A 17932-nucleotide genomic window follows, 5' to 3' on the forward strand; every position below is an offset into this window, starting at 1 on the left:
CGGGTGCGCGAAAATGCGACAGGAAACGGGGCGAAAACGGCGTGCGCGATCGTGGCGCGCCGCAGGGATTCACCATCGTAAAATAGATTCCCTCCATCGTCACTACAACGGCAGATCCTCCCTATGAAACTTGCTTCGCTGAAGGACGGCACGCGCGACGGCCAGCTGATCGTCGTGTCGCGCGACCTGCACACCGCGGCGATTGCCGATGCGATCGCGCCGACGCTGCAGCGCGTCCTCGACGACTGGGCGTTCTACGCGCCGCAACTGCGCGACCTGTACGACGCGCTGAACCACGGCCGCGCGCGCAACGCGTTCGCGTTCGACCCGGCCAACTGCATGGCGCCGCTGCCGCGCGCGTTCCAGTGGGCCGACGGCTCCGCGTACGTGAATCACGTCGAGCTCGTGCGCCGTGCGCGCGGCGCCGAGATGCCGCCCGAGTTCTGGACCGATCCGCTGATGTACCAGGGCGGCAGCGACGATTTCCTGGGCGCGCGCGACGACGTCGTGTGCCCGTCCGAGGAATGGGGCATCGATTTCGAGGCGGAAGTCGCGGTGATCACCGGCGACGTGCCGATGAGCGCGTCGCCCGACGACGCGCTGAAGGCCGTGCGGCTCGTCACGCTCGTGAACGACGTGTCGCTGCGCAACCTGATTCCGGCCGAACTCGCGAAGGGTTTCGGCTTCTTCCAGAGCAAGCCGGCCACCGCGTTCGCGCCGGTCGCCGTCACGCCCGACGAGCTCGGCGACGCGTGGCGCGAAGGCCGCGTGCACCGCCCGATGATCGTCCACTGGAACGGCAAGAAGGTCGGCCAGCCCGACGCGGGCACCGACATGGTGTTCCACTTCGGCCAGTTGATCGCGCACGCGGCGAAGACGCGCAACCTGCGTGCCGGCTCGATCGTCGGCTCCGGTACGGTCTCGAACAAGGACGCGAAGCGCGGCTACTGCTGCATCGCCGAGAAGCGCTGCCTCGAGACGATCGAGCACGGCGCGCCGCAGACCGAATTCATGCGCTACGGCGACACCGTGCGCATCGAGATGTTCGACGCGGCCGGCAAGTCGATCTTCGGCGCGATCGAGCAGTCGGTCGCGCCGCCCGACGGCGCGGCGTAAGCGGCGCGGGGCAAGCAACGCAGCGGCGAAACCCGGCTTCGGCCCGCGCGCCGGGTTTCGCCCGATGTTTGACCGCGCGGGCTTGGCTACACTCGATTCAGGCGTTCGAGCGCCTCGCACAAGGAGCAGCAGATGGCCGATCTTGCCGCGTACGGCGGTTACGAAGCACTGAAGGTGACGCGCCGCGACCATGGCGTGCTCGACATCGTGATGAGCGGCGAGGGCGCGAACCGCAGCGGCCTCGCGACCGCGAACGCGCGCATGCATCGCGAGCTCGCCGACATCTGGCGCGACGTCGATCGCGATCCCGACACGCGCGTCGCGGTGATCCGCGGCGAAGGCAAGGGCTTTTCGGCGGGCGGCGATCTCGCGCTCGTCGAGGACATGGCGAACGATTTCGACGTGCGCGCCCGCGTGTGGCGCGAGGCGCGCGACCTCGTCTACAACGTGATCAATTGCAGCAAGCCGATCGTGTCGGCGATGCATGGCCCGGCCGTCGGCGCGGGGCTCGTCGCCGGGCTGCTCGCCGACATCTCGATCGCCGCGAAGGATGCGCGCATCATCGACGGCCACACGCGGCTCGGCGTCGCGGCCGGCGATCACGCGGCGATCGTGTGGCCGCTCTTGTGCGGGATGGCGAAGGCGAAGTACTACCTGATGCTGTGCGAGCCCGTGAGCGGCGAGGAGGCCGAGCGGATCGGCCTGGTGTCGCTCGCGGTCGAGCCGGCCGACCTGCTGCCGAAGGCATACGAAGTGGCCGAGCGGCTCGCGCACGGTTCGCAGTCGGCGATCCGCTGGACCAAGTACGCGCTGAACAACTGGCTGCGTACGGCCGGCCCGACCTTCGATACGTCGCTCGCGCTCGAATTCATGGGTTTTTCGGGGCCCGACGTGCAGGAGGGCATCCGTTCGCTGCGCGAGCGGCGCCCGCCCGCGTTCCCCGGCGACGCGCCGTTCTGACGTGCGCGCTATGATCGAATCACGCGCGGCTGCGCGACGCACGGCGGCCGCCTCGCTCCCCCAGTCAACCAGGATGCCCGTATGACGACCGATGCCTCCGGCGCCAACCCTTTCGCCGGCTTTGCCGGGTTCCAGCCCGCCGACATGATGGACCGGATGTGGGACATGATCCGGATGTCGCCGTTCGGCGGGATGGCGCCGTTTCCGGGCGCCACGCACGGGCTGCCGCCGTCGCTGTCGAGCATGTCCGACATGATGTCGCCGCTCACGAACGTCGAGGAGCTCGACAAGCGGATCACCGATCTGCGCGCGGTCGAGCAATGGCTGAAGCTCAATCTGGGGATGCTGCAGTCCGCGATCCAGGCGCTCGAGGTGCAGCGCGCGACGCTCGCGACGTTGCGTGCGTTCGGCGCGTTCGCGCAAAGCTCGATGTCGGCGGCCGAGGAAGCGGCCGTGGCCGCCGCGCAGGCCGCGAAGCCCGCGTCGGCGGGCGAGCCCGCGCCCGATGCCGCGGCGTCCGCGGGGGATGCGCCGGCGGGCGACCCCGCGCAGCAACCGTTCGACCCGGCCGGCTGGTGGAACCTGCTGCAGACGCAATTCAATCAGCTCGCGAGCCTCGCGATGGCGCAGCCGGGCATGCAGCCTGCCGCGCCGGGCGCCGTGCCGCCGGACGCCGCCGCGCCGGAGCCGGCCGCGAAGCCGGCCGGGGCCGCTGCCGCGCCGCGCAAGCCCGCCGCGAAGCGCGCGAAGCCGTCCGGTTCGGCCGCGGCGCGCGCGGCGGCCGCTTCGTCACCCGAAACGCGTCCGCCGAAGCGCTCGACGTGATGCGGCGCAGGTAGCAGGTCGATCATGCGACTCGCGCTCGTTCTGATGGGAGGCGGCGCGCGCGCCGCATACCAGGTCGGCGTGCTGAAGGCGCTGGCCGAGATCGCGCGCGAGGCCGATCCGCAGCGGCACACGCTGCCGTTCGCGATCGTGTGCGGCTCGTCGGCCGGCGCGATCAACGCGACGTCGATCGCGAGCCACGCGGACGACTTTTCCCATGGCGTGCGCCGCCTGCTCGAATTCTGGGAGCCGCTGCGCGCCGATTACGTGTACCGCACCGACTGGCTCGGCATCGCGGCCGCCGGCGCGCGCTGGCTCGCGACGATGACGTTCGGCTGGGCGGCGCGCCGCTCGCCGCGCGGGCTGCTCGACAACACGCCGCTCGCGCACCTGCTGCAGCGCGAGCTGAGCTTCCACCGGATCGAGCAGATGCTCGAGGCGCGCCTGCTGCACGCGCTCGCGATCACCGCGCTCAGCTATTCGAGCGGCCGGCACCTCACCTTCTACCAGGCCGCCCAGCCGATCCAGGCGTGGCGGCGCGCGCAGCGCACCGCGCGGCTCGTCGACCTGTCGGCGTCGCACCTGCTCGCGTCGTCGGCCATTCCGTTCGTGTTCCCTGCGGTGCCGCTCGTGCTCGACGGGCAGATCGAGTACTTCGGCGACGGCTCGATCCGGCAGATCGCGCCGCTGTCGCCGGCGATCCACTTCGGCGCGGACCGGATCGTCGTCATCGGCGCGGCCGATCCGCGGCCCGAGATTCCGGCCGCGAACGGCGCGGGACGGGCCCGTGGTTATCCGACGCTCGCGCAGATCGGCCAGCAGGTGCTCGCGAGCGTGTTCCTCGACTCGATCGGCTCGGACATCGAACGGATCGAGCACATCAACCGGATGATCGAGCACCTGCCGCACCAGGTCGAGGTCGACAGCGGCTGGCGGCACGTCGACGTGCTCGCGATCGCGCCGTCCGAGCGCATCGAGCTGATCGCCGCGAAACACCTGAAGCAGATGCCGGCGACGATGCGCGGGCTGCTCGGTGCGATCGGCGGCAGCCAGCCGGCCGGCGCGTCGTTCGCGAGCTATCTGCTGTTCGAGGAAGCCTTCACGCGCGAGCTGATCGAGCTCGGCTACCGCGACGGCCGGGCGCAGCGCGAGACGCTCGCCGGCTGGATCGCGCAGGCCGACGGCAGCAGTGCGCCGGCGGCCGGCACGCCGCCGGAAGACGGTCTCGCGACCGGTGAAATACGGGTCTGACACGCGCAGGCGCAATGTAAGGTTGCGTTTTCGCGACGGTCGGCCGCGACCGATCGCCGCACCGTGGCTGGCGGCACGCGACGGGGCGAGCGTCTCGGAACCGTCATGCACGCGTGCTATCATGGCCGCCGCCGTATACACCATATCGAGCAGCCCGCCGATCCGGCATCCGCACGGGACCTTTCGGGGACCCGCCTGGGGCAGGGGACGGGCGCGCCACTGAGCCGGCCAGCGCCGGCCCCCACTCAGGCAAGCGCGGCCGGCTCCGTCCGAACGGAGCGGGGTTGCGGCATGCCCAACGGCGGCAACGCGGCCGCCAGGCAGCCGGACGAGGAATCAGCGTCCGGCGGGCCGGTTTCCCGCGTAAAATTAGAGTCTTGGCTGCAAAAAGCGCGCGTGGCGTGCTTGCGCGGCAACAGTCACGTTTAGAGAAGTCGCATTGCGCAGAACAGGGGTGGGACCATCATGAACACCATGCTTTATCCGGAACTTTACAGGTCGCTCGAAGCTGTCCGTTGGGACATGGAGAAGGACATTCCGTGGGACAAGTTCGACGCTTCGCTGCTCACCGACGAGCAGGCGAAGACGATCAAGATGAACGCGATCACCGAATGGTCGGCGCTGCCCGCGACGGAAATGTTCCTGCGCGACAACCAGCACGACAGCGACTTTTCCGCGTTCATGAGCGTGTGGTTCTTCGAGGAGCAGAAGCATTCGCTGGTGCTGATGGAATACCTGCGCCGCTTCAAGCCGGAGATGGTGCCGACCGAAGAGGAACTGCACGCGGTGCGCTTCCAGTTCGATCCGGCGCCGCCGCTCGAGACGCTGATGCTGCACTTCTGCGGCGAGATCCGCCTGAACCACTGGTACCGCTGCGCGGCCGACTGGCACACCGAGCCCGTCATCAAGCAGATCTACGAAACGATTTCGCGCGACGAAGCGCGTCATGGTGGCGCGTACCTGCGCTACATGAAGAAGGCATTGAACAACTGCGGCGACGTCGCCCGTGCCGCATTCGCGAAGATCGGCGTGCTGATGGCGTCGGCGCGCCGCACCGAGAAGCCGCTGCACCCGACCAACCTGCACGTGAACCAGGCGCTGTTCCCGCGCGACACCGTGCAGTCGCGTCTGCCGGATCCGGAATGGCTCGAGCGCTGGCTCGACGAGCAGATCCGGTTCGACGGCGAGTGGGAGAAGAAGGTCGTCGAGCGGATCCTGCACAACCTGTCGATCCTGTTCGAGCGCACGTTCGCGACCGCGCAGGAGCTGAACCGCTATCGCAAGGAAGTCACCGGCCGCCTGCAGGCAGAAAGCGGCCCGTCGTCGGCCGCGCAGCCGGCCTGAGGCCGGCAGGGGCCGCCGTCGGCGCGAGTCGCACCCGATTCGCGCCCGGCGCGCGGCACCGTGTTGCGTTCATCGCATGAAGCCCGCCCGGCCGGTCCGGCGGGCTTTTTATCGGGTGCCGCCGTCGCGCGAGCCGTTGTCCATTCCGTCCGCTCTTCATCATGTCCGCCACTTTCGAACGCAAGCTGATCACCCGTGATGCCCTCGTCGCGCTGCGCGAGTCGCTGCCGTCGCCCGTCGTGTTCACCAACGGCGTATTCGACATCCTGCACCGTGGCCACGTCACGTATCTCGCCGATGCGAAAGCGCTCGGCGCCTGTCTGATCGTCGGCGTGAACAGCGATGCGTCGGTGCGCATGCTCGGCAAGGGCGACGACCGGCCGATCAACCGCGAAGAGGATCGCGCGGCATTGCTGGCGGCGCTGGAAAGCGTCGACTGGGTCGTGACGTTCGCGGAAAAGACGCCGGTGTCGCTGATCGAGGCCGTCCGTCCGGACATCCTCGTGAAGGGCGGCGATTACGACATGGATGCGCTGCCGGAATCGGCGCTCGTGCGCGGCTGGGGCGGCCGTGCGCTGGCGATCCCGTTCGAGCACGATCGCTCGACCACCGCGTTGCTGAAGAAGGTGCGCGCGCAACAGCCCTGAGCGCGACGCGGCGTCGTCACGGGGCGGACGCCGCGAGCGGTGCGGTCGTGACGGCTGGCGCCGCGATCGGGCCGCCGACGACGGGCTGATCGGTCGCCCGCAGGAGCGGCGTCACATGCAGCGCGTCGGGCCGTACCTGCCGCGACAGCACGCCGGGTTCGCGCGGGCCGGCCGCCGGCAGCGGCCCGAACACGCCGCGCGCCACCACGAACGCGAGCATGTTGGCGAGAAAGAGAACAGCGATCAGCCAGCGCAGCATCGTCGAAACTCCTTGTCGTCATTGACGTGGTTCACGTCGTTCAGTCGAGCCGGCCGCAGGGCCGGCTTTTTTCATGGCTTTCGTGGATCGTCCGTGCGGGCCGCTGGCGCGGCACCGCGCGGATGGCATCGTCGGCGTGAAGCCGGCCCGTTTGGGCTTGCGTCGTCACGCGCCGGCGCGATGCCGGCGCCTTTGCATCAATCCGGCGCCGTTGCCGGGTCGGCCGCGTCCGCGGCGATCAGCGCGAGCCCGGACAGGATCAGCGTGTCGTGCCGGGTATGCGCGACCGTCAGCGCACGCGCGACGTCGTCCGCCGCGCCGCCTGCCAGCACGAGCCGCACGGGCGCCTGCCACGCCGCGACGAGATCGCGCCACGCGCGTTCGATCAGACCGGCTTGCGCGTACAGGCACCCGGCCGACAGCGAGCGCGGCGTATCGACCTGGAACGGTTCGGCCTGCGCGCCCGCGAGCAGGCCGCTGGCGATGTCGGTGGTCAGCGTCGGCAACTGCGCGGTGTGCGTGCCGAGCGCGCGCATCATCAGCGCCCAGCCCGGCGCGATCAGCCCGCCCGTGAAGCGGCCGTCCGCGCGCAGTGCCTCGAGCGTCGTCGCGGTGCCGAACGTCGCGATCAGCAGATGCTCGCCCGGAAACGCCGCGTGCGCGCCGATCAGGCCGGCCCACCGGTCGCTGCCGAGCTGCTCGGGTGTCGTATAGCCGTTCGTCACGCCGCATTGCGCGGGCCGCGAGCGGATCGTCGTGCGCGGCAGGCCCGGCCAGCGCGCGTCGAGCAGCGCATCGATCCGCGCGGCCACGTCGGCGCCCGCGACGTTCGAGATCCATGCGCCGCGCGGCCGCAGCAGGCGCGACCAATCGGGATCGGCGCCGCCGTCGCGCGTGTGGCCGAACGCGCCCGTGTTGACGAGCGCGCGCCGCGCGTCGGCGAGCGCCCACTTGATCCGGCTGTTGCCGGCGTCGATCAGCAGGTGCGGTTCGCTCATTGCGCTTCGCGCAGCGACACGTCGCCGGCCGCGATCGTCTGTAGGCCGTTCGGCGTGTCGAGCAGCAACTGGCCGGTCGCGTCGATGCCCGTCGCGATGCCGCGCGCCCGTTCGACGCCCTGTTCGAGCAGCACGACTTCGCGGCCGGCGTACGCGTGCAGCGCGTGCCAGCGCGGCAGGAACGGCGCGAGGCCGTCGGTGCCGAACTGTGCGAGCGCGGGCGTGAGCGCGTTCAGCGACGCGGCGAGCGTATCGGTGAGGTTCGCCGACGCGCACGCGATCGACAGCGCGGCGGGCGGCAGCCCGCTCGCGAGCGTCGCTTCGCGCGCGCGCAGCGCGTCGACCTGCGCGGCCACGGCTTCCGCGCCGCGCACGTTGATGCCGAAGCCGATCACGACCGCGGTGGCGTCGGCGGTGGTCCAGACGGTTTCGATCAGGATCCCGGCGAGCTTGCCGACGATACGCGGCGTGCCGTCGTCGTCGGTCGTCAGCAGCAGGTCGTTCGGCCATTTGAGCGCGACCCGCATGCGGGCGTCGAGCGGCAGCGTGGCCAGCCCTTCGGCGAGCGCGACGCCGATCGCGATGCTGAGGCCGCCGAGCGCATCGATGGCGCGCGGCACGATGCAGCCGACCGAGCACAGCAGCGCATTGCCGGGCTGCGCGAACCACGGGCGGCCCTGCCGGCCGCGGCCGGCCGTCTGCTCGAACGCGACGCGCACGAGCGGCGCGGGCAACGCGCTCGCGGTGCGCGGCAGCGCCTTGAGCCGGGTCGCGACGTCGGCGTTGGTCGAGCCGGTGGCGGCGACGATGTCGAGCGGCCACGCGCGCGGCGTGGCGTCCAGGTGCGCCTCGAGCCGGTTGCGCGCGATGTGCGCGTCGCCGGATTCGGGCGTGTCGGAGGAGGTGGGGGCGTTCATGGCGCCTATTGTAGCGACAGGGGGCGTTGGCGCGCGCCGGACGGCGCACGCAACCTGCGGGACGACACGGCGTGGCTTGGCGCGGCATCGCTATCCGCTCCAGCGCCTCGATGCCCGCTTCCGACGTCATCTCGCACGCGAGCAGTGTCTTGCCCTTCAGCGCCGGGCCTTGGCGGGTCGAAACGAGGATCGGTGCGCCGCCGACGCCGCGCGGCCGACGCATGCGAAGCAACCACCGTTCGGCCAGGTCACGCTCGCGCGTCCCCCGGCCGAACGGCCATCACGGCGCGACGACCGGGTGCTTCAGCGCATGCGCGGTCTCGATCCACTGCGCGTGGAACTCGTCCGCGTCGGGCCGAAGCCCGAGTTCGCCGTTGCGATAAGCCATCGCAAGCGTCTGCACGGCTTCGGGCAACTCGTGTTCGGCGGCCCGGCGATACAGCGCGAGCGCGCGCGCTTCGTCGCGCGGCACGCCGCTGCCGTCGCGGTACGCGTTCGCGAGCATGAAGTCGGCGGCCGGGATGTCCGCGCGCGACGCGATGTCGAACCAGTGCGCGGCCTGCACCGGGTCGGCCGCGATGCCGTAGCCGCTGCGGTAGATCAGCCCGAGGTAATACGCGGCGGCCGGGTCGCCCTGTTCGGCGGCTGCGCCGAGCAGCGCGCGGGCGCGTGCATAGTCTTTCGGGAGGTCGCCGCTGCCGAGCAGCAACGCCTTGCCGAGCGCGAGCTGCGCGCGCCGCGCAGCCGGCGCGTCGGCCTTGCCGGCGGCCGCCGCGGCGGTTTCCAGCCAGCCGCGCCCCTCATCGCGCAGCTCCGGCTCGTGCGCATCGACGAGCGCGATGCCGAGCGCCGCCTGCGCGGCGCCCGAGCCGCGGCGCGCGAGCGTGCGCAACTGGGCCAGCGCATGCGGCTCGTTCGCCTGCGTGACCATCGCCTGCCATTCGTCGAGCTGCGCGGCGCTCGGCGCGGGGCCGGCGCCGCGCAGGCCGGTCATCGTGACGACGGCCGCGACGGTCACGGCCGCCGCCGCGAGCAGCGCGGCGGGCGGGAGTTTCGCGCGCAGCACGCGCCGCGCGGCGGCGGCGAAGCCGGTTTCGGCGGGCCGCATCGTCCGGATCGGTTGCATCGCGTGTCTCATTGCGTGAGGTCGATCTCGTAGGTCGCGAGGTTCTTGCCCGAGCCGTCGTCGGCCGCGACCTGCGTGATGCCGGTCAGGCCGGCCGCCGCCGCATCGCCGAGGCGGTTCGGCGCGGACGCGAACTGCACGTGCGCGACCGAGCTCGCGAGTTTCGTGAAGCGCCAGCTGCGTTGCGCGCCGTCGGCCGCACGCGTGATCGCGCCGCGCTTCTTGATGAACGCGATCAGCACGTCGCGGTTCGCATCGGGCGACGCGAAGATCGTCTTGCTGCCGTCGAGGCCCGGGAAATTGCCGCCGCCGCTCGCGCGGTAGTTGTTGGTCGCGACGATGAACTGCGCGTTCGGGTCGATCGGCGCGCCCTTGTACGTCAGGTTCCTGATCCGGCTGCCGACCGGCTGCGTGACGTCGATTTCATACGCGAGGTCGGCCGACGTGAACATGTCGAAGTTGTAGCCGGGGAAGGTGCTGACGAGCGGCTGCACGGTCGCCTTGGTCGGGTCGATCCGGTTGAAGCGCTTGGCGGCCGTCTCCAGCCAGTTCTTCACGTCGGCGCCGCTCACCTTCACCGCGTACACGGTGTTCGGATACAGGTACAGGTCGGCCGCGTTGTTGATCGCGAGCGCGCCCGGCGCGACGTCGGTGTAGTCGGTACCGCCGCCGAAGCCGCTCTTGAACGGCGCGCTGACCGACAGCACCGGCAGCGACGCGTATTGCGGCAGGTTCGCCTGCACGTAGGTCTTCACGTAGTCGGCCTGCGCCTCGTTGACGATCTGGATCGCGCCCGGATCGCCGACGTCCGCGAAGTACGAGTTCATCCGGTAGTCGGTCGAGCCGATCGGCGTCTTCACGTAGTCGATCGTCGCCTGGTGCTCGGCCGCGATCGCGGCGGACACCGACGGGTCGGCCGCGACGTAGCTCTTGTCGGCGTTCTGGATCGGCCGTGCCTCGACGGTCGTCTGCGACTTGTCGACGATCCACGTCTTGCCGTCGAACTTCAGGCCGAGCTTGATCACGCCGAGATGCTTGCCCCAGTAGTTGGCCATCACGGTCGGCACGCCGTTGACGGTGCCCTTGACCTTGTCGACGCCCGGCAGGTTGAACTGCGACACGGTGCTGTTCGCGTCCGGGAACACCTGGTGCGAGTGGCCGATCAGCATCGCGTCGATGCCGGACACCTTCGACAGCCACCAGCTGCCGTTTTCCATCGTCGGCGAATACGCGGAATTGTCGAGGCCGCCGTGCGAGATCGCGACGACGAGATCGGCGCCCTTCGCGCGCATTTCCGGGATGTACTTCTCGGCCGCTTCCTTCAGCCCGGTCGTATAAACCTTGCCGTCGAGCCAGCGCTTGTCCCAGTTCATGATCGCGGGCGGCGTGAAGCCGATGATGCCGATCTTCACGGGCGCGCTGACCGTCTTGCCGTCCGGCGTCGTGGCCGTCACCGTGCGCGTCAGGATCGTGTACGGCGTGAACAGCGGCGCGTTGGTCTTCGCGCTGATCACGTTCGCGAGCACCTGCGGGAAGTTCGGGCCCGCGCACTTCTTCTGCTGGGCGGGCGCGGGCAGCCCGTCGACCTCGAAGGTGTTGCCGGTCACCTGCGACAGGTACGGCAGCCCGTAGTTGAACTCGTGGTTGCCGATCCCGCCGCCGTCGAATTTCGCGGCGTTCATCACCTTGTAGATCGCGAGCGTCTGGTCGCAGCCGACCGGCTTCACGAGCGCCTGGTAGTCCGACAGCGCGGTGCCCTGGATCGTGTCGCCGTTGTCGAGCAGCAGCGTGTTCGGGTACTGCTTGCGCGCCTGCGCGATCAGCGTCGACACGCGCTCGAAGCCGAGCGAATTGTCGGCGGCGAGCTTGAAATAGTCGTACGACAGCACGTTGGTGTGCAGGTCGGTCGTCTCGAGCAGCGCGAGCGTGGCCGTCGTGCCGACGGGCGCCTGGGCCTCGGGCTGCGACGGCGGCGTGGCGGTGACGTCGTCGCCGCCGCAGCCGGCGAGGACGAAGGCGAGGCTGGCGAGCGCGGCGGCGGCCGGTACGTGGCGGCGGGAAAGCGGGGGGAGACGCATCGGTTGTCCTGTTCGGTGTTCTGTTTTATGAAACGCGAGATACGCACGAATGGCGGCGCGGCGCGCCGACGGCCTGATGTGCGGCGCGTGAGAGTATCGAAAGGAAACGTGACGGAACAATGAAAGGTCGCGATGCCGGCGGCGGGCAGGCTCGTGGCGGCTTCGGGCCGATCGGCCGGCGCCCCGGCCCGGCGCTCCCGACCACGCGCGCCGAGCGCGGCGGCCCTCAGCTGCGCGCCCCCGCTCGCGCCCCGAGCTCGCCGCCCACACGGAAATCCTCACGTCGCGGCGCCGGGCGGTTCGCTACAATGGCCGCTGTCATCCTTTTGCAAACAACCTGCCCTTGGACTTCGAGACTCCTCCCGGCCTGTCGGTCGACGTCGGCGGCCAGGGCCAGACGGTGCGCCTGACCGGCCAGTGGACCGCGCTCGCGCTCGCGCGCAATCGCGGCGCCGTGGCGCGCCGCGTCGCGAGCATCGCCACCGGGCGCGTGAGCGAATGGGATCTGTCCGGCATCGAGCGGCTCGACCACGTCGGCGGCCAGGCGCTGTGGCGCGTATGGGGCCGCAAGCTGCCGGCCGGCGTCGCGCTGAGCGCCACGCAGCGCACGATCTTCGAGCGCATCGAGCGGCTCGACAGTGAACGCGAGGCGCCCGAGCGCGTGGTGCGCGTCGATCCCGTCACGCGGCTCGGCCAGGCGATCTTCTCGTTCGGCGAACACCTGCAGGGCGGCATCGCGATGTTCGGCCTCGTGATCCTCGATGCGCTGTCGGTGCTGCGCCGCCCGCAGACGATGCCGTGGAGGGAAACCTCGGCGAACATCTACAGCGCCGGCGCGCAGGCGCTGCCGATCACCGCGCTCGTCGCGTTCCTGATCGGCATCGTGCTGAGCTACCTGTCCGCGCAGCAGTTGCAGACGTTCGGTGCGAACCGCTACATCGTGAACATCCTCGGGCTGTCGGTGATTCGCGAGCTCGGCCCCGTGCTGTCGGCGATCCTCGTCGCGGGCCGCTCGGGCTCGGCGATCACCGCGCAGATCGGCGTGATGCGCGTGACCGAGGAACTCGACGCGATGCGCGTGATGGGCATCCCGCACGGGCTGCGGCTGGTCCTGCCGCGCGTGCTCGCGCTCGGCGTCGCGATGCCGCTGCTCGTGATGTGGACCAACATCATCGCGCTGACGGGCGGCGCGATCGCCGCGAAGTTCGTGCTCGGCATCGACGTCAATTACTTCGTGCGCTCGCTGCCGGGCGTCGTGCCGATCGCGAACCTGTACATCGGCCTCGGCAAGGGCGTCGTGTTCGGCATGCTGATCGCGCTGGTCGCGTGCCATTTCGGCTTCCGGATCAAGGCGAACTCGCAGAGCCTCGGCGAAGGCACGACCACGTCGGTGGTGTCGTCGATCACGGTCGTGATCCTCGCCGACGCGGTGTTCGCGATCCTGTTCCAGAACGTGGGGCTCGGATGAACGCATCGAACGAAACGACCGCGCATGCCGCGGCCATCGGCGCCGGGTCGGTCGGCGCCCGGCCCAAAGTGGCCGACGATGCCGGCGACCTCGTGATCGAGGTGCGCAACCTGACCAAGCGCTACGGGCGCAACATCATTCACCAGAAGCTCGACTTCGACGTGCGGCGCGGCGAGATCGTGTCGATCGTCGGCGGCTCGGGCTCCGGCAAGACGACGCTCGTGCGCCAGATCCTCGGCCTGGAGCGGCCGACGTCGGGCACGATCAAGGTGTTCGGCGAGGATACGGCGACGATCGACGACGCCAGCGCGCGGATGATGCGCACGCGCTCGGGGATGCTGTTCCAGCAGGGCGCGCTGTTCTCGTCGATGACGGTGTTCGACAACGTCGCGCAGCCGCTGCGCGAGCTCGGCCGCGTGCCGCCGGACCTGCTGCACGACATCGTGATGCTGAAGCTCGAGATGGTCGGGCTGCCGTGCAAGCACGCGTCGAAGATGCCGGCCGCGCTGTCGGGCGGGATGGTGAAACGGGTCGGCATCGCGCGCGCGATCGCGCTGGAGCCCGAACTGCTGTTCCTCGACGAGCCGACGGCCGGCCTCGATCCGCAGGCGTCCGACGAATTCGTCGAGCTGATCGCGACACTGCACCGCACGCTCGGGCTGACCGTCGTGATGGTGACGCACGACCTCGACACGATGGTCGCGCTGTCGACGCGCGTCGCGGTGCTGGCCGACCGCAAGGTGCTGGTCGCCGCGCCCGTCGAGGAGGCCGCGAACGTCGACCATCCGTTCATCCACGAATATTTCCTGGGGCTGCGCGGGCGCCGCGCATTGCAGGCGCTGCCGCCCGAGCGGCGCGCGAAGCTGCCGAAGGCGGCCCTCGAACCGGCGCTGTCGAGCGTCGAGCTGTAGAAGCAAGGAACCCGCGAATGGAAAACAAATCACATGCGTTCTGGGCCGGCCTGTTCACGATCGCGCTGACGCTCGCGATCGCGGGCACCGTGTTCTGGTTCAACGTCGACCGCACCGTGCGCGTGCCGTACGACCTGCTCGCGCGCACCAACGTGACGGGGCTGTTCCCGGACGCGGCCGTGCGCTTTCGCGGCCTCGACGTCGGCAAGGTGCAGTCGATCGGCTTCGATCGCACGCATCCGGGTCAGATCCGGATCCGCATTCTCGTCGATCACGACGCGCCGATCACGCAGTCGACCTACGGCAGCCTCGGCTTCCAGGGCGTGACGGGCATCGCGTTCGTGCAGTTGGAGGATACGGGGCGCGATCTGTCGCCGCTGCCGTCGTCGCCGAAGGCGATCGCGCAGATCCCGATGCGGCCGAGCCTGTTCGACCAGATCCAGGAGCGCGGCGACGTGCTGCTGCGGCAGCTCGAACTGGCCGCGAAGAGCGCGAACGCGCTGATGTCGCCCGAGATGCGCGAGCAGTTGCGCGCGACCGCCGAAAGCCTGCAGCACGCGGCCGACGGCGCCGCGACGCTGACGAAGCAGCTCGGCCCGGCGGTCACCGCGCTGCCGGAGACGATGCACGAGGTGAACCGCGCGATGGCGTCGGCGAACACGCTGATGCAGCCGAACGGGCCCCTCGTGTCGAATCTGAACAAGGCCGGCACGGCCGCCGAGCAGGTCGGCGTCGCGCTGAACGGCCTCAACGCGCGCGTGCAGTACGACACGCTGCCGCGCTTCAATGCGCTGGCCGACAGCGTCGGCGACGCGTCGCGGCAATTGAAGGACGTCGCCGGTGAACTCGGCCGCAACCCGCGCAGTCTGTTGTTCGGTTCGCCCGGCGCGGCGCCGGGGCCCGGCGAAGCGGGCTTCGTGTGGCCGGGTGCCGCGGCCGGGAAGTGAAAAACCCATCGAGGGTCCAGCCGGAAACGGCCGGGTCATGACGCCCATCGAAACCGGAAACATCATGCAGGAATACGCCATGCCACGAATCCTTGACCGCGCGCTGCGCCCGGCCGCGGCCGCGCTGGCCGTGCTGACGCTCGCACTGGCGGCCGGCTGCGCCGGCAACGACGCGGTGCTGTCGAACATCCGCTACGACCTCGGGCCTGCGTCGTCGGTGACGACCACCGGTTCGGGCCCCGCGCTGAAGGTGCTCGACGTCGCCGCGCCCGACGCGCTCGACTCGGACAAGTTCGCGTATCGGCTCGCGTACGCGGATGCGCAGCACGTGGCCGTCTATCGCGACAGCCGCTGGACCGCGCCGCCCGCGCAACTGCTCACGCAGCGGCTGCGCGGCGCGCTGTCGTCGCGTGGCACGGTGCTCGAAGGCGCCGACGGCGTGCGTGCGCCGACCCTCAAGGTCGACCTCAGCGAATTCGAACAGGTCTTCGACGGCCAGTCGCAAAGCCACGGCGCGGTGACCGCGCGCGCGACGCTGATGCTCGACGGCAAGGTGCTCGGCCAGCGCACGTTCGTCGCGCGCGCGCCGTCGAGCACGCCCGACGCCGCCGGCGGTGCGCGCGCGCTCGCGGCGGCCAGCGACGAACTCGTGTCGCAGATCGCCGCGTGGGTCGGCGTGCAGGCGTACGCGGGCACGCCGTGACGCACGCCGTGCAGCCGCGATGAACGTGCCGGGCCCGCATCGCGCGTCACCGCTCGCACGGCAGGCATTTGCCGCCTATGCGGCGCTGATCGTCTATGCGTCGCTGTATCCGTTCGAAGGCTGGGCGGCGCTCGGCATCGGCCCGTTCGATTACCTGTTCGCGCCGATGCAGCGCTACGTGACGACGTTCGACGTGGTCACGAACGTGCTCGGTTATCTGCCGTTCGGCGCGCTCGGCGTGCTCGCGCTGCATCCGCGCTGGCGCGGCGTGGCCGCGACGCTGATCGCGGGCGGGCTCGGCGTGCTGCTGTCGGGCGCGATGGAAGCACTGCAGACCTATTTGCCGACGCGTGTCGCGTCGAACCTCGATCTCGGCGCCAACGCGTTCGGCGCGCTGCTGGGCGCGGCGCTCGCCGCGCCGGCCACCGGCGCGCTGCTCGACCGCGGCGTGTTGCGCCGGCTGCGCTTCGCGTGGCTGGAAGCCGATGGGTCGACGCCGCTGCTGCTCGCCGCGCTGTGGCCGTTCGCGATCGTGTTTCCGTCGCCGTTCCTGTTCGGCATCGGCGACTGGCCCGCCGCGCTATGGGAGCGCGCCGACGCGTCGATGCAGGATGCAGTGCTCGCGTGGCTGCCGGCCGCCTGGCGCGTCAGCGAATGGCCCGAGCGGGTCGACGGCTGGCTGTCCGATTCCGCGTGGGAAGCCATGCTCGGCGGGCTGATGCTGTTCGCCGCGCTGGCGATCGCGTCGCTCGCGATGCGCCCGCACGCGCCGCGCATCCGGCTGCTGGTCGCGCTGGTGGTCGCCACGCTCGTGCTGAAGGCCGCGGCGACCTTCATGCAGTCGGCCACCGGCCTCGTCGTCGTGTGGGCGACGCCCGGCGCGCGGCTCGGCATCGAGCTCGGCTTCGCGGCGGCGCTCGTCGCCTTGCGCGTGCCGGCGACGTGGCGCGCGCTGCTCGCGGCGCTCGCGCTGCTGGCCGGCGTCGCGCTCGTGAACCTGCTGCCGGTCAATCCGTTCTTCGACTTTACGCTGTCGGGCTGGCGGCAGGGGCGCTACGTGCACTTCAACAGCCTCGCGCGCTGGCTCGCGTGGATCTGGCCCTACGCGGCGCTGATCTGGCTCGGCCAGCGCGTCGAGCACGCGTGGCTGCCGGCCGCGCTGCGCCGCTGACGCCGCAGTCCGGGCCGTGCGGCGGCGGCCGTGCCGCGGGCAGCCGCGTGCGCCGGTCGCTATAATCGTCCGCATCCTCCGTTGCCGCCTCGCGCAACGGCAATCCATCGCCCCTCTTTCCGCACGGCCTCGTGCCGGGCCGCTCGTCACCATTATGGATTCCTACTACCAGCACCACGTCTTCTTCTGCCTGAACCAGCGCGACCCGGGCGCCGAACGTCCGAGCTGCGCGCAATGCGATGCACAGACCATGCAGGAATACGCGAAAAAGCGCGTGAAGGAACTCGGCCTCGCGGGGCCGGGCAAGGTCCGCATCAACAAGGCCGGCTGCCTCGACCGCTGCGAGGAAGGGCCGGTGATGGTCGTGTATCCGGAGGGGACGTGGTACACGTACGTCGATCAGGCCGACATCGACGAGATCGTCGAATCGCATCTGCGCGACGGCAAGGTCGTCGATCGCCTGAAGATCTGAGCGGGCCGGCCGAATGAACGTTCATACGCAGAAATCGCTGATCGCGGGCCCGATCGGCCAGATCGAAATCGCGGTCGACCTGCCCGACGCCGTGCGCGAAGGCGGCGCCGCGCCACGCGGCATCGCGCTCGTCGCGCATCCGCATCCGCTGTTCGGCGGCACGATGGACAACAAGGTCGCGCAGACGCTCGCGCGCACGCTCGTGCAGCTGAACTACGTCGTCTACCGGTCGAATTTCCGTGGCGTCGGCGCGACCGAGGGCGTGCACGACAACGGCACGGGCGAGGCCGACGATCTCCTCGCGGTGCTCGCGCACATGCGCGCGCAGCCCGCGTATGCGGACCTGCCGCTCGTGCTCGCGGGCTTCTCGTTCGGCACCTTCGTGCTGTCGCACGTCGCGAAGCGGTTGCGCGATGCGGGCGAGACGATCGAGCGGATGGTGTTCGTCGGCACGGCCGCGAGCCGCTGGCAAGTGGCCGACGTGCCCGAGAACACGCTCGTGATCCACGGCGAAACCGACGACACGGTGCCGATCGCATCGGTGTACGACTGGGCGCGGCCGCAGGAGCTGCCCGTCGTCGTGATCCCCGGCGCCGAGCATTTCCTCCATCGCAAGCTGCACGTGCTGAAGCGCATCATCGTCGACGCGTGGCGCTAGCCGCCATGCGGGCGTCGGCGTAGGCGCCGGCGGCCCGTACCGCGCATCGGCCTCGGCCGGACGATGCGCGACCCTTCCCGA

18 protein-coding genes are annotated in these 17932 nt (G+C 70.3%); 13 read left to right on the forward strand and 5 right to left on the reverse strand.

All coding sequences use genetic code 11. The features are described 5' to 3' along the window. Positions 1-123: 123 nt before the first annotated feature. The 6 genes from DFS13_RS16345 to rfaE2 all read left to right on the forward strand — a co-directional run bounded on the left by DFS13_RS16345 (position 124) and on the right by rfaE2 (position 6143). Positions 124-1116 carry a fumarylacetoacetate hydrolase family protein gene (locus DFS13_RS16345; protein ID WP_006490901.1) on the forward strand — a complete coding sequence of 331 codons (993 nt, stop codon included), beginning with the start codon at positions 124-126 and terminating at the stop codon, positions 1114-1116. 132 nt (positions 1117-1248) lie between these two features. Next, on the forward strand, positions 1249-2076 hold the full coding sequence (locus DFS13_RS16350) for an enoyl-CoA hydratase/isomerase family protein (RefSeq protein WP_006495425.1): 828 nt from the start codon (positions 1249-1251) through the stop codon (positions 2074-2076). Between the two features lie 81 nt (positions 2077-2157). Then, positions 2158-2901 (forward strand): PhaM family polyhydroxyalkanoate granule multifunctional regulatory protein, encoded by a 744-nt coding sequence (locus DFS13_RS16355; RefSeq protein WP_111441877.1) that lies wholly within the window; start codon positions 2158-2160, stop codon positions 2899-2901. Positions 2902-2925: 24 nt separating this feature from the next. Further along, positions 2926-4152, forward strand: coding sequence for a patatin-like phospholipase family protein (locus DFS13_RS16360; RefSeq protein ID WP_006482098.1), 1227 nt, complete (start codon positions 2926-2928; stop codon positions 4150-4152). Positions 4153-4617: 465 nt separating this feature from the next. Continuing rightward, positions 4618-5496 carry a diiron oxygenase gene (locus DFS13_RS16370; protein ID WP_011353352.1) on the forward strand — a complete coding sequence of 293 codons (879 nt, stop codon included), beginning with the start codon at positions 4618-4620 and terminating at the stop codon, positions 5494-5496. Between the two features lie 161 nt (positions 5497-5657). Beyond that, complete coding sequence (gene rfaE2 / locus DFS13_RS16375) at positions 5658-6143, forward strand: D-glycero-beta-D-manno-heptose 1-phosphate adenylyltransferase (protein WP_109343410.1); 486 nt, start codon at positions 5658-5660, stop codon at positions 6141-6143. A 16-nt stretch (positions 6144-6159) separates the two neighbouring features. Here the strand turns inward: rfaE2 and DFS13_RS16380 are convergent, their stop codons facing one another. From DFS13_RS16380 to DFS13_RS16400, 5 genes are all read right to left on the reverse strand, one after another. Continuing rightward, positions 6160-6402 carry a hypothetical protein gene (locus DFS13_RS16380; RefSeq protein ID WP_006482093.1) on the reverse strand — a complete coding sequence of 81 codons (243 nt, stop codon included), beginning with the start codon at positions 6400-6402 and terminating at the stop codon, positions 6160-6162. A 197-nt stretch (positions 6403-6599) separates the two neighbouring features. Further along, complete coding sequence (locus tag DFS13_RS16385) at positions 6600-7400, reverse strand: type III pantothenate kinase (RefSeq protein WP_111441878.1); 801 nt, start codon at positions 7398-7400, stop codon at positions 6600-6602. After that, on the reverse strand, positions 7397-8317 hold the full coding sequence (locus tag DFS13_RS16390) for a biotin--[acetyl-CoA-carboxylase] ligase (protein ID WP_111441879.1): 921 nt from the start codon (positions 8315-8317) through the stop codon (positions 7397-7399). The genes DFS13_RS16385 and DFS13_RS16390 overlap by 4 nt, the downstream gene beginning before the upstream one ends. A 280-nt stretch (positions 8318-8597) precedes the next feature. Next, complete coding sequence (locus tag DFS13_RS16395; RefSeq protein ID WP_034201318.1) at positions 8598-9443, reverse strand: tetratricopeptide repeat protein; 846 nt, start codon at positions 9441-9443, stop codon at positions 8598-8600. An 8-nt stretch (positions 9444-9451) separates the two neighbouring features. Beyond that, positions 9452-11521 carry a bifunctional 2',3'-cyclic-nucleotide 2'-phosphodiesterase/3'-nucleotidase gene (locus DFS13_RS16400; RefSeq protein WP_058901841.1) on the reverse strand — a complete coding sequence of 690 codons (2070 nt, stop codon included), beginning with the start codon at positions 11519-11521 and terminating at the stop codon, positions 9452-9454. A gap of 343 nt (positions 11522-11864) precedes the next feature. Here DFS13_RS16400 and DFS13_RS16405 point away from each other — a divergent pair, with 343 nt between their 5' ends. The 7 genes from DFS13_RS16405 to DFS13_RS16435 all read left to right on the forward strand — a co-directional run bounded on the left by DFS13_RS16405 (position 11865) and on the right by DFS13_RS16435 (position 17851). Further along, positions 11865-12989, forward strand: a complete 1125-nt coding sequence (locus DFS13_RS16405; RefSeq protein WP_012492376.1) for an ABC transporter permease — start codon at positions 11865-11867, stop codon at positions 12987-12989. After that, the gene (locus DFS13_RS16410; RefSeq protein WP_111441880.1) at positions 12986-13900 is read left to right on the forward strand and encodes an ABC transporter ATP-binding protein; all 915 of its coding nucleotides are present in this window, start codon (positions 12986-12988) and stop codon (positions 13898-13900) included. Before DFS13_RS16405 ends, DFS13_RS16410 begins: the two co-directional genes overlap by 4 nt. A gap of 17 nt (positions 13901-13917) precedes the next feature. Next, positions 13918-14847 carry an MlaD family protein gene (locus tag DFS13_RS16415; protein WP_006481551.1) on the forward strand — a complete coding sequence of 310 codons (930 nt, stop codon included), beginning with the start codon at positions 13918-13920 and terminating at the stop codon, positions 14845-14847. Between the two features lie 79 nt (positions 14848-14926). Further along, the gene (locus DFS13_RS16420; RefSeq protein WP_011546311.1) at positions 14927-15550 is read left to right on the forward strand and encodes an ABC-type transport auxiliary lipoprotein family protein; all 624 of its coding nucleotides are present in this window, start codon (positions 14927-14929) and stop codon (positions 15548-15550) included. Positions 15551-15569: 19 nt separating this feature from the next. After that, the gene (locus DFS13_RS16425; RefSeq protein WP_034201321.1) at positions 15570-16721 is read left to right on the forward strand and encodes a VanZ family protein; all 1152 of its coding nucleotides are present in this window, start codon (positions 15570-15572) and stop codon (positions 16719-16721) included. 154 nt (positions 16722-16875) lie between these two features. Continuing rightward, entirely contained in the window at positions 16876-17193 is a 318-nt protein-coding gene (locus DFS13_RS16430; RefSeq protein ID WP_006485233.1) for a ferredoxin, read from the forward strand. A gap of 13 nt (positions 17194-17206) precedes the next feature. Next, on the forward strand, positions 17207-17851 hold the full coding sequence (locus DFS13_RS16435) for an alpha/beta hydrolase (protein ID WP_006485236.1): 645 nt from the start codon (positions 17207-17209) through the stop codon (positions 17849-17851). Positions 17852-17932: the final 81 nt, after the last annotated feature.

The sequence above is a fragment of the Burkholderia sp. 28_3 genome (assembly GCF_003253915.1).
GTDB lineage: Bacteria > Pseudomonadota > Gammaproteobacteria > Burkholderiales > Burkholderiaceae > Burkholderia > Burkholderia cenocepacia.